The organism is Bacillus sp. FSL K6-0268 (assembly GCF_038005425.1).
Taxonomy (GTDB): domain Bacteria; phylum Bacillota; class Bacilli; order Bacillales; family Bacillaceae_G; genus Bacillus_A; species Bacillus_A thuringiensis_S.
The window spans coordinates 1,119,039-1,133,255 of record NZ_JBBOTF010000001.1 but is presented as its reverse complement, the minus strand read 5'-3'; the positions used below and the strand labels follow the sequence as shown (position 1 = coordinate 1,133,255).

Sequence of the window (14,217 nt, the reverse complement as noted above, 5' to 3'; positions counted from 1 at the left end):
AATGAGTAGAACGTATGGAGGACTATGTATGTGTTGTTAATGAGAGGAAAGAGTGTATTGCGTAACGAATATAACGTAATTTTACCGCAAGGAGTAGCTAAATTTAGTGTATAAGTGAAATGGAATGAGTAGATTTATTTTTTTATATGAAAAAAATTTTCTTTTTATAACTTGATAAATGAAAAAATATTTTATATACTAATTCATGTAAACGGTTTACTAAATCGTATTTTGCTAGAAATGAAGGGAAGATTCGCATGGAAACAAGGGGGAGAGTAATCGGGATTGATATCGGTACCACAAGTACGAAAACGGTTGTGTTCACAGAAAAAGGAAAAGTCATTGCATCACATGCAATCGATTACCCAATTATTCAACCGAACGTCGGATGGGCTGAGCAAGATCCTGATGTAATATGTGCCGCTGTATACAAAAGTGTAAGCGTTGCCATCGAAAAGGGTAATGTATTACCAGAAGATATTTCTTCAATCGGTATTAGTACAGCTATGCACGCATTAATTGCAGTAGATGAAAATGGTGCGCCATTAACGCGTTCTATCATTTGGGCAGATAATCGAAGTACGAAGCAATCAGAAAAATTATTACAACAAATGAATGGGCATGAAATTTATAGACGTACAGGTACACCAATTCATCCGATGTCACCACTTTCTAAATTGTTATGGATGAAAGAAGAGGAACCAGAGTTATATACAAGTGCTTATAAATTCATTTCCATTAAAGAGTATGTGATTTACCAATTATTTTCACGCTACGTAGTTGATTATTCGATTGCTTCTGCTACGGGGTTATTTAATTTAGAAACATTAAACTGGGATGAAGATGTTTTAACTATGTTACATATGTCACCAGAACAATTATCAACCCCTGTACCAACTACATATATTTTATCAGGTATGAAGCCAGAATTAGCACAGAAGATGGGGATAAGTGCAGAGACACCAATTGTCATAGGAGCAAGTGATGGGGTTCTTGCAAATGTAGGAGTTGGGGCGATATCACCGGGTGCGGCTGCAATTACCATTGGAACGAGTGGTGCGGTTCGAACAATCTCATCAAATATAAATACAGATGAGAAAGGGAGAACGTTTTGTTACGCATTAACAGATGAGCACTGGGTAATCGGTGGTCCAACGAATAACGGCGGAATATTACTGAGATGGTTACGTGATGAATTTGGTAGTCCAGAGCAAGAAGTAGCAAGAAAGCTCGGAATTGATCCTTATGATTTATTAATTAAATATGCAGAAAGCGTACCAGCTGGAGCGGATGGGCTATTGTTCTTACCTTTCTTATCTGGAGAACGCGCACCTTACTGGAATGCAAATGCTCGTGGTACATTCTTTGGAATCAATCTTCAACATAAGCGAGAACATTTTATACGTGCAGTGATGGAAGGTGTTTGTATGAGTGTATATTCAGTAGCACTCGCAATTAGAGATTGTACAGGGCCACTTACTGAAATACGAGTTTCAGGAGGGTTTGCGAAATCTGCATTTTGGAGACAAATGTTGTCCGATATGATGGGGAAAGAATTGCTTGTACCTGAAAGTCATGAAGCATCTGCGCTTGGGGCAGCGGCAGTTGCTTTATATGCTGTAGGAAAAATTGATTCTCTTGAAGAGGTAAAGGATTGGATTGATATTGTTCATCACCATGTACCGAATAAAGAAAATACGGCTATATATTTAGAAATGTTTTATATGTATGAACGACTTTACAATCGCTTGAAAGAAGAATTTGATTGTATAGCTGCTTTCCAACGTAAATAATAGGGGGATTGGGAGAAATGGTAGTTGGGATCGTACTAGCGGCAGTTGTCATACTACTTTTACTTATTACGGTAGTAAAATGGCATCCATTTGTCGCATTAATTTTAACAGCAATTGGTGTAGGATTAGCAATGGGAATGCCTTTAATTGGAACTTCACCAAAAGATCCAGGAATTATTGATTCTATTAAACTAGGGCTTGGTAATACGTTAGGATTTTTAGCAATAGTTTTAGCACTAGGAACGATGCTTGGAAAAATGATGGCCGAATCTGGTGGTGCTGAACGTATCGCTAACACATTAATTAATCGTTTTGGGAAGAAACGAGTTCACTGGGCGATGATGTTCGTTGCATTTTTAGTAGGGATTCCGGTATTTTTCCAAGTTGGATTTGTCCTATTAATTCCGTTAGTATTTACAATCGCGTTAGAAACTGGGGTATCACTTATTACAATCGGTATTCCGCTAGTAGCAGGACTGTCAGTCGTACACGGACTTGTTCCACCGCATCCAGCGGCAATGGCGGCAGTTGGTATTTTTAAAGCAGATGTAGGGAAGACAATTTTATATGCGTTAATTGTCGGACTTCCAACTGCAATTATTTCAGGTCCACTTTACGGGAAATGGATTGGTGCTCGTATCCATAAGGAAGTACCATTAGATATAGCGGAGCAATTTATTGAAAGAGATAAGAAGAAAGAACTTCCTAGCTTCGGAAATACATTGTTTACTATTTTACTTCCAGTATTTCTTATGCTTGGTGCATCCATTGCTGAAGTAGCGTTACATAAAACGAGTCAACTTGCACAAGTGTTACACTTTATTGGAGATCCAATAGTCGCTTTATTAATTGCAACGATTTATTCTTTCTTTAGCCTTGGTTATGCAAAAGGATTTTCTAAAGATAAAGTATTACAATTTACAAATGATTGCCTTGGGCCAATTGCAAACATATTGTTAGTGATTGGTGCAGGCGGCGCATTTAATAAAGTACTATTAGATTCTGGAATTGGAACGACAATTGCAGATATGGCGAAAGAATCGCATATTTCACCGATATTATTAGGGTGGGGAATTGCGGCACTAATCCGAATCGCAACTGGATCGGCAACTGTTTCTATGATGACAGCAGCTGGAATTGTAGCACCGATTGCAGCAAGTACACCTGGTGTAAATGTTGAACTACTAGCACTTGCAACAGGCGCAGGGTCATTAATTTTATCACACGTGAATGATTCGGGATTTTGGATGATTAAAGAATATTTCGGAATGACTGTGAAAGAAACATTATTAACATGGACCGCAATGGAGACTATACTATCAGTTGTAGCACTTGGATTAATTTCGATATTAAATATATTTGTATAGAATGGGAGATTGATTAATATGAAACTAGGTTTAATTGGATTAGGAAAAATGGGATTCCCATTAGCTGAACACTTACATGAAGACAAGCATGAAGTAGTTGTATACGATGTAAATAAAGAGCTTGTAGAAAAGGCAGGAAAACTAGGAATTACTGCACGTCATACATTAAAAGAAATGATCGCTGAATTAGAAGCTCCTCGTACGATCTGGGTAATGGTGCCTGCAGGAGAAGTTGTAGAGTCAGTATTAAAAGATGTGTATCCGTTATTAGATGAAGGTGATATCGTTATTGAAGGCGGAAATTCATTCTATAAAGATACGTTACGCCGTGCTGAAGAAGCGAAAAGCTTTGGGTTACATTATGTAGATATCGGTACATCTGGCGGTGTAGAAGGAGCTAGATACGGTGCTTGTTTAATGGTTGGTGGAGAAAAAGAAATTTATGACCAATTAGAACCTTTATTTAAAGATTTAGCAGTAGAAAATGGCTATTCTTATGCTGGCCGCGTTGGTAGTGGTCATTTCTTAAAAATGGTTCATAACGGTATTGAGTACGGCATGATGCAAGCAATCGCTGAAGGATTTGAAGTACTAGATAAGAGTGACTTTGATTTCAATTATGAAGATGTTGCAAAAGTATGGGCGAACGGATCAGTAATCCGCGGTTGGTTAATGGACTTAACTGAAAAAGCATTTGCAGATGATCCTAAACTTGATGGCATTAAAGGTGTAATGAACTCTTCAGGAGAAGGGAAATGGACTGTTGAAACTGCGCTTGAGTTACAAGCAGCGGCACCAGTAATCGCGATGTCATTATTTATGCGCTATCGTTCTCAGGAAGATGATACATTCCATGGAAAAGTAGTTTCAGCACTACGTAATCAGTTCGGTGGACATGAAGTTGTAAAAAAATAAGGATGTTTTTGAAAAGAAACTTGTGCATAAGCGCAAGTTTCTTTTTTATAGTTTAAGAAATTACTAATTTACAAATACCAATCAATCATCGTTTTTTTGTCACAAATGACAGCTTCAACATTCATTGATTGAACAATATATTCTATATTTTCTTCTTTAGCTAATAATAAGGTTGTAAAGGAATCGTATATACTCATAAACGCATACTCATTGTCTTCGCCAGTAATAATTAACTCGTTATTGCTAATGTCCCAAATATCTAATGGAGTAGTATTATTTACCTGTAATAATCCGTTTGTATCAAGAATTGGTTCAGAGAAATATAGATTTCTTGCACCTTTAGAACCGAGGAGTTTAAGTAATTTGTGTAATAAAAATATAGACGTATAATCTTCTGTTGGATAATAAAGATCTTTTTTTAAGTTTGAATGTAGCTTTTCAGCTAAATCCTCTCTTTTATATTCTTCTGAAAGGGCACTAATGGAAGTCAACATGGCCATTGCTAATTCTGCGTATGAATGTAATCCACTACAAGACATCATTTCCTTCCAAGAAACGGATTTCCCATTATGAATGATTTCTTCAGTGCTAGGATAGATGTGCTCATATGGTCTTTTTCTCACAGACTTTTCCCATCCTAAAGGCATTTGGATAAAAGGATGTAGCAATATAGCTGCAGATTTAAAGTTTCTTGGTAGTTGTTCTAAAATTGGTGATTTGTCATCTAGCCAAATGTAATCCAACAAAATATAACCTCCCCTTAGACTTTGAAATGTACGGATTCCCATATTATATTTTTTGGCATTGATTGTATCAAATATAAAGCGAAGTATGAAATATGTCCCAACATAAAAGTAAGAATAAATAAAATGAAGTTTTCATAAATAGTAAAAGGGTGCTTATGTCATCAGTATAGCTAAGAAATGTTGTTACATATGAGAAGAGCGTGCTAATAAAATATGAGGTGGTTAAATGGGAAATGAGCAAGTGAAGTCTGTAAAGGAAGAAAAAAAGTTATGTCTTTGTATGATCGTCAAAAATGAGTCTAGAATTATGGAAAGATGTTTAAATGCAACAAAATCAATTGTAGATTTTGTTTCTATTTGTGATACTGGATCGACGGATAATACGCCTGAAATTATTGAAAATTGGTGTAAGGAAAATGAGATACCTGGAACGGTTCATCATGAGCCGTTTAAAAACTTTGGTTATAACAGAAGCTTAGCTGTTTCATTAGCGCAAAAAACATATCCAGAAGCGGATTATTTATTAATATTAGATGCAGATATGATTTTAGAGGTTGATCCGAATTTCGATAAAACGAGCTTAACGGAAGATCATTATCTTACATTGCAATATGATGTTCATATTAAATATTGGCTTACACGTCTTTTGAAAGCTTCTTTACCATGGAAATCTGTCGGTGTTACTCATGAGTATTGGGATATAGATCGTTCAAAAGTTGGAGTGAATTACAATACGAGGGTAGATCGGTTAGAGACTCTTGTCGTGAATGATCCTGGAGATGGCGGGAGTAAAGCTGATAAATTTGAAAGAGATGAGAGGTTGTTATTACAAGGAATAAGCGACCCAGAAACAACGCCGGATTTGCATATAAGATATTTATTTTATTTAGCGCAGACTTATTTTCATTTAAGTCAATTTGAAGATTCGATTAAATGGTATAAAAAACGAGTGGAAGCAGGGGGATGGGTTGAAGAGGTATTCTATTCGTTATTGCGAATAGGATTTTGTTATGAGCAGTTAACAAATCGTTCAGCAAATAAACAAAATGAAGTGACAGATGCTGATGAAAAAGAAACTGTTAAAGGGCAAGAAGAGCAATATTTAGCATTAGCTGTTTTTTATTTTCAAAAAGCGTGGGAATATAGACCAACCCGGGCTGAACCATTATATCAACTTGCAAGGTTGTATCGATTACGATCTCAAAACAATATTGCTTTGATGTATGCTCTGCAAGGGAAGGAAATTCCTTTTCCAAAGGATGATCTTCTATTTGTAGATTATCATGTGTATGATTACTTATTTGATTATGAAATTTCTATTAGTGCTTTCTATATACCTCATAAAAAACATTTAGGGGCCGTTTCGCAAAAATATTTGGAATCGATTAAAGAAGAGATTCCATTTCATATAGCAAATATAGTAGAGAATAATGCAAAATTTTATTAAATACATTTTCGGTTAAAGGAGTAGTGGAGTAATCATGGAATTAATGCGATGGGCGATTGAACTAGGAGAATCGGTGCATGGAAATACGTATGAAGAATTGATGCCACTACTAGACTATTATTATGATCGTGATCATTTAAAAGCGTATTGTATCGCAAATCTTCTTTTAAACATGGATGTATTAGATGAACATCGGGAAAGAATCGAATTAAGAAGATGCATTGCTGCTTATTATGCTGGATTATATAAAGTAGCAAGAAAACATGCAAATGAGTTAGTACTTAAACATCCGGATGTAGATTTATATAAAAATAATCTAAAATTAATGGAAGCTTATTTGAATAAAGAATATGATTATTGTCTTTTTATATGCCCAAAGACATACGGTAGTTTCATAGATGTTGCGCGAGCTTTAAAGTGGCGGTTGGAGCAGGAGGGGAATACAGTAATTATATCAGAAACAATACTGGGAAATGTAAAGAATACAATTGTTTTTGGAGCGCATACATATGCATATAACCCGAACCTTCTTCCGAAAGACGCAATTATTTATAATTTAGAACAGCTATACGAAGGAAGTCCATATGCGCACCCCCTTTATTTAATATTATTAAAAGATAGAGTGATTTGGGATTATAGTAAACAAAATATAGAATGGTTAAAACAAAAAGGGGTAGGAAAAGAAATAAAACATGTAGAAATGAACTATGCTCCAACTTTGGAAATAAAAAAAGATGCATTTGAAGATGAGATTACTGAAGATATTGATATTCTGTTTATAGGTGCTCTTAATCCGAGGCGGCAAGCTATTTTTGATCACCTAAAAGCGATTGCCCCGAATTTAAATATAGTTTTTAAAAATAATGCGTGGGGAATTGTTAGAAATGAATTGATTGCTAGGTCGAAAATTATATTAAATATTCATTTTTACTTATCAGGAATTCTTGAAACACCTCGCGTGTCTTATGCAGTCGCAAATAAAAAATTTATTATTTCCGAAAATAGTAATCCAGAAGATGAGGTAGAGTGGCCGGGAATTGTATTTACTCCGTACGAAAAAATAATTGAAAACGTAATGAAATATATAGAATTACCAGAAGAACGGAAAAGATTAGCGGAAAAAGCATATAATCATTTTGAAGCAAATGAAAGTTTAGGTACATTGAGTCTGAGAGATGAAACGAAGTAATTGTACGAAACTCATACGAAAGTATGAGTTCTTTTTTGTTTATCATACTATTTTATGAAACAAGTTAACTCTTTATATTGTATTTTGTATAGAAATTTCTGATAATATATAAGTAGAACTTAAAAACAAAGGGGAGAAATAATCATGAAATTAGTCGTTATTAACGGTACACCAAGAAAATTTGGCAGAACTCGCGTGGTGGCAAAATATATTGCGGATCAATTTGAAGGGGAATTATATGATTTAGCAATCGAGGAGTTACCTTTATACAATGGAGAAGAGTCACAACGTGATTTAGAGGCAGTAAAAAAATTGAAAACGTTAGTGAAAGCTGCGGATGGGGTTGTATTATGTACACCAGAATATCATAATGCGATGAGCGGTGCGCTGAAAAACTCTTTAGATTACTTAAGTAGTAGTGAATTTATTCATAAACCAGTTGCGTTGTTAGCGGTTGCTGGTGGCGGTAAAGGTGGAATAAATGCATTAAACAGCATGCGAACGGTCGCTAGAGGTGTTTATGCAAATGCAATTCCAAAACAAGTTGTGCTTGATGGATTACATGTGCAAGATGGGGAACTTGGGGAAGATGCGAAACCATTAATTCATGATGTAGTTAAAGAGTTAAAAGCATATATGAGCGTATATAAAGAGGTGAAAAAGCAACTAGGAGTGGAGTGATATGTCCTCCCTTTATCATGATTCTCGCTTGTATTACATTCTAGGGGCCAATAGTCTATCTGCTATTGGTTCCGGAATTGTTATGATAACGATTCCGTGGCTGTTAATTAAAGAGAGTGGAGGAGAGACAACATTTGGTTATGTTTCTATCATTGCAACCCTCATTATGTTTTTATTAACACCATTCATTGGGCAAAGTATTGATCGTTTTTCAAGAAAATCTTTATTGCTATGTAACGAAGGAATCGGAATAGCTGTAATTGGAATAATGTTTATATGGGGATTTGCTGGGCAACCTTATCATTCTATTCACTATATTCTTATTTATATAGCCGGATCATTCTACTATTTATTATTTTATCCTACAATATTTGCGTTCAACCAAGAGATATTTCAAGCGGAACATTATAAAAGTTTAAGTGGAACGATGGAAATACAAGGACAGTTAACACAAGTTATTTCTGGAGCGGCCGCGAGCTTCTTAATTGAAATTGTATCTTTGAAGTGGATTTTGTTAGTAGACATGTTAACTTTTGCTGGAGCATTTTTTCTTTTCTTATGTATACCGTACGTAAAGAAAAAAGAAGTGAAAAGAAAAATAACATTTAAGAAGCAATTATTTGAAGGAATTCACTTTATGAAAAAACGTCCTAAGCTCTTTTGGTTCTTACTGGCCACTTATATGCCGTTTATAGGTGTTATGATGGCAAATTATTTAATACCAGTTTATATTTCGGATATACTTAAAGCCAATGCCTCTGTATACGCAATAGAGGGGATGATGTACGGTGTTGGAGCGGTTGTTGCAGGAATCTGTATTCCACTCATAATGAAATATGTAAAAACAGAAGTTTCAATCGTTATGACGATGTTCATTTATGTAATTTCAATTACCGCAATGAGTATTGAACCTTCCGTAATTTTCTTATATGGACTTGCAATTTTTCATGCAGTTGGAAATGCGGGTACAAGAGTGGCGAGAAATGTATTGATGATGGAGGAAATTCCAAATGAAGTAATGGGACGTGTAGACAGCTTATTTCGCCTAATTGGTACTGGAATACGAATTTTATTATTAATGTTGTTTACAGCGGGTGTATCTAAAGTTGGAGTCATGCTGCCGTTTTACGTATTAAGCTGCATATTGATCTTCTCATTAGGAATCGCTATTTATTATGTACTATCACAACGTAAAGTAGCGGCGCATGTTTCTAATAAATCAATCGTTTGAAAAAACACTTCTGCCTCCCTTTCTTTTTCTATATAATAACAAGAAAGGGAGTGAATACTTATTTATGAACAAATGGATCTTTCTTATGATTTTATTATTACCGCCACTATACATCATTTATATGACGTTTCGAATGAACAAAGTTGCTCGTGAAAAGTTGAGCTATCACTCTCCGTACGTTCTTATACTGGGTGCAAAGTTATTTGGAGATAGACCGTCTTTATCTCTTCAAAATCGTTTGGATGTAGCGTTGGAGTATTTATTTTCCCATCCTGAAGCGAAAGTAATTGTTTCAGGTGGCCAAGGAGAAGATGAAGATATACCGGAAGCTCATAGCATGAGAAACTATTTAATGGTACATGGTATAGATGAGAGTCGTATTTTAATAGAAGATCAATCTACAAATACGTATGAAAACTTAAAGTTTAGTATGGATTTATATAATGTGAAACATGCGGTAGTTGTAAGTAATACGTATCATTTATATCGAACGAAAATAATTGCAAAGCGTTTAGGCATGAAGATGGAGGCACTAGCTGCTGAAACACCAATTCGTTCTAAGAGAAAAATGTATGTTCGCGAATATGCTGCTATTATGAAAACAATATTGTTCGATCGTTAGAGCTCAAATGCGAGCTCTTTTTTAATTTAAAAGCGTATCATTTGAAATGAATGCCATATTCCATCAAAATAAAGGAAACAACAGTAAAGGAGTTGTATTTGTGATTCAATTTAATCATGTGTCAAAATCGTATGAAGATGGCACGAAAGCAGTGGATTCATTGCATTTAGAAATTAAAAAGGGAGAATTTTTTGTTCTCATCGGTCCGAGTGGTTGCGGGAAAACAACGACAATGAAGATGATTAATCGTTTAATCGAAACGACTGAAGGGTCGATTTTAATCGATGGAAAAGATATTCAACAATATAATATAAACGAATTACGTTGGGATATAGGATACGTGTTGCAACAGATTGCTTTGTTTCCTCATATGACAATCGCTGAAAATATTGCAGTTGTTCCTGAAATGAGGCAATGGAGCAAAAAGGAAATAAAAGCACGCGTCGATGACTTGTTACATATGGTTGGATTAGATCCGGATATATATCGAGATCGTATGCCTGATGAATTGTCAGGAGGACAAAAACAACGTGTCGGTGTCGTGCGAGCATTAGCCGCAAACCCGAAAATCGTTCTTATGGATGAACCATTTAGTGCGTTAGATCCATTAAGTAGGGAACAGCTTCAGAAGGATATTGTACAGTTGCAAAAAAAGATTCAAAAAACAATCGTGTTCGTAACACATGATATGCAAGAAGCATTATCACTTGGAGATCGCATTTGTATTATGAAAGAAGGAAAAGTTGTTCAACTAGATACACCAGAAGGAATTATACATAATCCGAAAAATGAATTTGTAGAGGAGTTCATTGGAAATCGTGGACGAACTTGGTATGAGGAGAAAAGTGTAGCAGATGTATTGCCGCTTGATCAAAGTGTGCAATTAGAAGGGCAGGCACTATCATTACATTCTTCTTTAGAAGAAGCGCTAGTTCGTGTGCGTGACGAGGAGGTCGTTCCAGTTGAAGAAAACGGTCAATATATTGGAGCGTTAACAAGTCGTCATATTGTCAATTACATTGTTGAACAAATGAAGGAAAGAGGTTAAACAGTGACTAATTTTATACAAACGTTCCAAGAACGAAAAATAGAATTACTAACTGCATTAAGTGAGCATTTACAAATATCGCTTATTTCACTATTTTTTGCAGTAATTATAGCGGTGCCACTTGGCATTTTATTAACAAGAAAAGAACGAATGGCTGAATTTATAATAGGAACTTCTGCGGTAATGCAGACAGTGCCATCACTTGCATTACTCGGACTATTAATTCCGTTAGTAGGAATCGGAAAACTTCCAGCGATTATCGCATTAGTTGTGTATGCACTATTACCTATTTTACGAAATACATATACAGGAATAAGGGAATTAGATGAATCACTAATAGAAGCCGCGAGAGCTATGGGGATGAATAGTTGGAGAAGGTTGTGGAAGGTAGAACTTCCTCTTGCATTGCCTATCATTATGGCCGGTATTCGTACAGCGATGGTATTAATTGTTGGAACGGCTACATTAGCAGCTCTCATTGGTGCTGGTGGGCTAGGTAAGCTTATATTATTAGGTATAGATCGAAATGATCATGCACTTATCATTTTAGGGGCCGTACCAGCCGCGTTACTCGCTTTATTCTTTGATATAGTACTTCGCATACTTGAACGACCGAAACGCTCTTCTAAGCGTGTTATATTGACGATATGTATAGTTGTAGTAATGATTGCTTCTCCATTTCTTTGGAGTACAGAAAAGAAAGATATTGTTATTGCGGGCAAACTTGGATCAGAACCTGAAATTTTAATTCAAATGTATAAGCAGCTTATTGAACAAGATACCGATTTACACGTACAATTAAAACCAGGTCTTGGGAAAACAGCATTTGTATTTGAAGCGTTGAAATCAGGTGAAGTAGATGTGTACCCAGAATTTTCAGGAACAGCGCTATCTACTTTCGTGAAAGAAGAACCAAAGAGTACAAATCGTGATGAAGTATATGAGCAGGCTCGCGTTGGACTGGAAAAGAAATATAATATGATTATGTTGATGCCAATGGAGTATAACAATACATATGCACTAGCCATGCCGAAAAAAATAGCAGATCAAAAGAATATAAATACTATTTCTGATTTAGGGAATGTTGCGCAGGAAGCCAAAGTAGGATTTACATTGGAATTTGCTGATCGTGAAGATGGTTATAAAGGAATGCAAAAATTATATAACTATAAGTTCTCGAATGTTAAAACGATGGAGCCGAAGCTGCGTTATAGCGCAATTCAATCTGGAGATGTTAACGTAATTGATGCATATTCAACAGATAGTGAATTGGAGCAATACGGACTAAAAGTGCTAAAAGATGATAAAGGGTTATTCCCACCTTATCAAGGAGCACCATTATTAAGAAAAGAAACGTTACAGAAATATCCTGAACTTGAAAAGGTATTAAATAAATTATCTGGAAAGATTACAGATGAAGAAATGCGAAAAATGAATTATGAAGTTAATGTGAATGGTAAAAGTAGTGAAGAAGTCGCAAAACAATTTTTACAAAAAGAGAATTTACTTCGTTAAATTTACAAGAAATATACAAATTTATATGTTTGAAATGACCGTTCATTACAAAATGAGCGGTTTTTTTGTGCATACTTATACATTTTTTCAAAAAAGTATTCCATTTTTGTTCATTTTCTTTTAGAATAAGTAATGTTTTCCTGAAAAAATATAAGAGAAACGTCTATTAGAGAAAAAGGTGACTTTAATAGTTGAACGAACATAACACCTAGAATGACAGATGGGGTGGTACAAATAGAAAAGAAATTAGGATTCTTTCCATTAATCGCATTAGTAGTTGGAACGATGGTTGGTGGCGGTGTTTTTAGTTTACCGCATGATTTAGCAGTAGGAGCAAACAGTGGCGCAATAATAATTGGCTGGTGTATTACAGCGATGGGAATGATTCCACTTGCGCTCGTATATCAAACGTTAGCAAGACAAAAACCGGAACTTGAAGGTGGAATTTATAGTTATGCACGTGCTGGTTTCGGTGAATATATTGGGTTTAATAGTGCTTGGGGATATTGGCTAGCAGGAATCTTAGGTAATGTCGCAACAATTATGTTACTGTTTAGTACATTAGGTTATTTCTTCCCAATTTTTAAAGGAGGAAATAATGTTGCGTCAATCGTTGGGGCATCACTTTTATTATGGACACTTCACTTTCTAATTTTATTTGGAATTCGTGAAGCTTCTATTATGAATGTTATCGCAACAATAGGAAAGTTAGTTCCAATCGTACTATTTATCGCTGTAATGGTAACAGCATTTCGCTGGGACACATTTACACATGATTTTTGGGGAGAAGGAACCTTCTCACTTTCTGCTATACTTGGTCAAGTGAAAAATACAATGCTTGTAACACTTTGGGTTTTCATTGGAGTTGAAGGAGCGGTTGTATTATCCGGAAGAGCGAAAAATAGCCGAGACGTTGGTAAGGCAACAGTAATGGGGCTTATTTTAGTAATGTCCATTTATATTTTAATTTCTGTCCTATCAATGGGAGCTATGACAAGAGGCGAACTTTCTGTGTTAGAAACTCCGTCAATGGGACATGTATTAGAGCATGTTGTTGGTCCATGGGGGGCAGGTGCGATTAATATCGGGTTAGTTGCTTCACTTGTCGGTACATTAATTGGCTGGTTTTTACTTGTTTCTGAAATTTCTCATGTAGCAGGAAAAGATGGCGTATTTCCAAAAGTCTTTACGAAAACAAATAAAAAGCAAACACCGCACATGGCATTATGGATTTCAAATGGTGTTGCTCAAATTATATTTATCATCGTTCTGTTTTCAGAATCAACATATCAAATTATGTATTTCATTGCATCAACATCAATTTTATTACCATATTTATTATCAGCGTTATTCCAATTAAAATTAGTCATTACAAACGAGCTAAAAGACGCTAAATTAAAAAATGGAGCGTTAGCTTTAATTGCTTCGATTTACTCTGTATGGCTTCTTTATGCAGCTGGTTTAAAGAATTTACTACTAGTTTCAATTGTGTATGGAATTGGAATTATTGTTTACACGTTTGCAAGAAAAGAACAAGGGAACCGTTGTTTTGCAGGTGCAGAGAGATATGTGATGGGGGCAATTATTGTTGCGGCTATCACATCCCTGTATATGTTATTAACTGGAAATATAAAAATGTAAAAAGTCCTTTTTATTTAAAGGG

General features: G+C 35.4%; 12 protein-coding genes. 11 read left to right on the top strand and 1 reads right to left on the bottom strand.

Annotated elements, in window-relative coordinates; all coding sequences use genetic code 11:
* Positions 1 to 257 precede the first annotated feature (257 nt).
* The 3 genes from gntK to gnd are packed head-to-tail and all read left to right on the top strand — an operon-like array spanning position 258 to position 4,075.
* Positions 258 to 1,793, top strand: a complete 1,536-nt coding sequence (gntK, locus tag MHI28_RS05600) for a gluconokinase (protein ID WP_000449998.1) — start codon at positions 258 to 260, stop codon at positions 1,791 to 1,793.
* A gap of 17 nt (positions 1,794 to 1,810) precedes the next feature.
* Positions 1,811 to 3,160 (top strand): GntP family permease, encoded by a 1,350-nt coding sequence (locus MHI28_RS05595; RefSeq protein WP_000260204.1) that lies wholly within the window; start codon positions 1,811 to 1,813, stop codon positions 3,158 to 3,160.
* Positions 3,161 to 3,178: 18 nt separating this feature from the next.
* Positions 3,179 to 4,075, top strand: coding sequence for a phosphogluconate dehydrogenase (NAD(+)-dependent, decarboxylating) (gene gnd / locus MHI28_RS05590; RefSeq protein WP_000765981.1), 897 nt, complete (start codon positions 3,179 to 3,181; stop codon positions 4,073 to 4,075).
* A 68-nt stretch (positions 4,076 to 4,143) separates the two neighbouring features.
* Here gnd and MHI28_RS05585 read toward each other — a convergent pair whose 3' ends face one another.
* A complete protein-coding gene (locus MHI28_RS05585) occupies positions 4,144 to 4,908 on the bottom strand; it encodes a DUF2711 domain-containing protein (protein WP_025989024.1) in 765 nt (254 codons plus the stop codon).
* 139 nt (positions 4,909 to 5,047) lie between these two features.
* On the opposite strand from MHI28_RS05585, the gene MHI28_RS05580 reads away from it, so the two are divergent.
* The 8 genes from MHI28_RS05580 to MHI28_RS05545 all read left to right on the top strand — a co-directional run bounded on the left by MHI28_RS05580 (position 5,048) and on the right by MHI28_RS05545 (position 14,195).
* Complete coding sequence (locus MHI28_RS05580) at positions 5,048 to 6,268, top strand: glycosyltransferase (RefSeq protein WP_000526226.1); 1,221 nt, start codon at positions 5,048 to 5,050, stop codon at positions 6,266 to 6,268.
* 34 nt (positions 6,269 to 6,302) lie between these two features.
* Positions 6,303 to 7,457 (top strand): hypothetical protein, encoded by a 1,155-nt coding sequence (locus tag MHI28_RS05575; RefSeq protein ID WP_000422336.1) that lies wholly within the window; start codon positions 6,303 to 6,305, stop codon positions 7,455 to 7,457.
* A 144-nt stretch (positions 7,458 to 7,601) separates the two neighbouring features.
* Positions 7,602 to 8,138: an NADPH-dependent FMN reductase gene (locus MHI28_RS05570; protein ID WP_000780355.1), complete on the top strand. Its 537-nt coding sequence runs from the start codon at positions 7,602 to 7,604 to the stop codon at positions 8,136 to 8,138.
* 1 nt (position 8,139) lies between these two features.
* Positions 8,140 to 9,369 (top strand): MFS transporter, encoded by a 1,230-nt coding sequence (locus MHI28_RS05565; protein WP_000097155.1) that lies wholly within the window; start codon positions 8,140 to 8,142, stop codon positions 9,367 to 9,369.
* A 64-nt stretch (positions 9,370 to 9,433) separates the two neighbouring features.
* Positions 9,434 to 9,991, top strand: coding sequence for a YdcF family protein (locus MHI28_RS05560; RefSeq protein WP_001045718.1), 558 nt, complete (start codon positions 9,434 to 9,436; stop codon positions 9,989 to 9,991).
* 100 nt (positions 9,992 to 10,091) lie between these two features.
* Entirely contained in the window at positions 10,092 to 11,039 is a 948-nt protein-coding gene (locus tag MHI28_RS05555) for an ABC transporter ATP-binding protein (RefSeq protein ID WP_000614075.1), read from the top strand.
* A 3-nt stretch (positions 11,040 to 11,042) separates the two neighbouring features.
* Positions 11,043 to 12,554, top strand: a complete 1,512-nt coding sequence (locus MHI28_RS05550; RefSeq protein ID WP_000181021.1) for an ABC transporter permease/substrate-binding protein — start codon at positions 11,043 to 11,045, stop codon at positions 12,552 to 12,554.
* 213 nt (positions 12,555 to 12,767) lie between these two features.
* On the top strand, positions 12,768 to 14,195 hold the full coding sequence (locus MHI28_RS05545) for a basic amino acid/polyamine antiporter (protein WP_000129437.1): 1,428 nt from the start codon (positions 12,768 to 12,770) through the stop codon (positions 14,193 to 14,195).
* Positions 14,196 to 14,217 lie beyond the last annotated feature (22 nt).

What these genes read in the sequence shown, in the direction of transcription:
- gnd (WP_000765981.1), top strand. Translation starts at nt 3,179, where the DNA reads ATGAAACTAGGTTTAATTGGATTAGGAAAAATGGGATTCCCATTAGCT.
- MHI28_RS05580 (WP_000526226.1), top strand. Translation starts at nt 5,048, where the DNA reads ATGGGAAATGAGCAAGTGAAGTCTGTAAAGGAAGAAAAAAAGTTATGT.
- MHI28_RS05565 (WP_000097155.1), top strand. Translation starts at nt 8,140, where the DNA reads ATGTCCTCCCTTTATCATGATTCTCGCTTGTATTACATTCTAGGGGCC.
- MHI28_RS05560 (WP_001045718.1), top strand. Translation starts at nt 9,434, where the DNA reads ATGAACAAATGGATCTTTCTTATGATTTTATTATTACCGCCACTATAC.
- MHI28_RS05570 (WP_000780355.1), top strand. Translation starts at nt 7,602, where the DNA reads ATGAAATTAGTCGTTATTAACGGTACACCAAGAAAATTTGGCAGAACT.
- MHI28_RS05575 (WP_000422336.1), top strand. Translation starts at nt 6,303, where the DNA reads ATGGAATTAATGCGATGGGCGATTGAACTAGGAGAATCGGTGCATGGA.
- MHI28_RS05595 (WP_000260204.1), top strand. Translation starts at nt 1,811, where the DNA reads ATGGTAGTTGGGATCGTACTAGCGGCAGTTGTCATACTACTTTTACTT.
- MHI28_RS05545 (WP_000129437.1), top strand. Translation starts at nt 12,768, where the DNA reads ATGACAGATGGGGTGGTACAAATAGAAAAGAAATTAGGATTCTTTCCA.
- gntK (WP_000449998.1), top strand. Translation starts at nt 258, where the DNA reads ATGGAAACAAGGGGGAGAGTAATCGGGATTGATATCGGTACCACAAGT.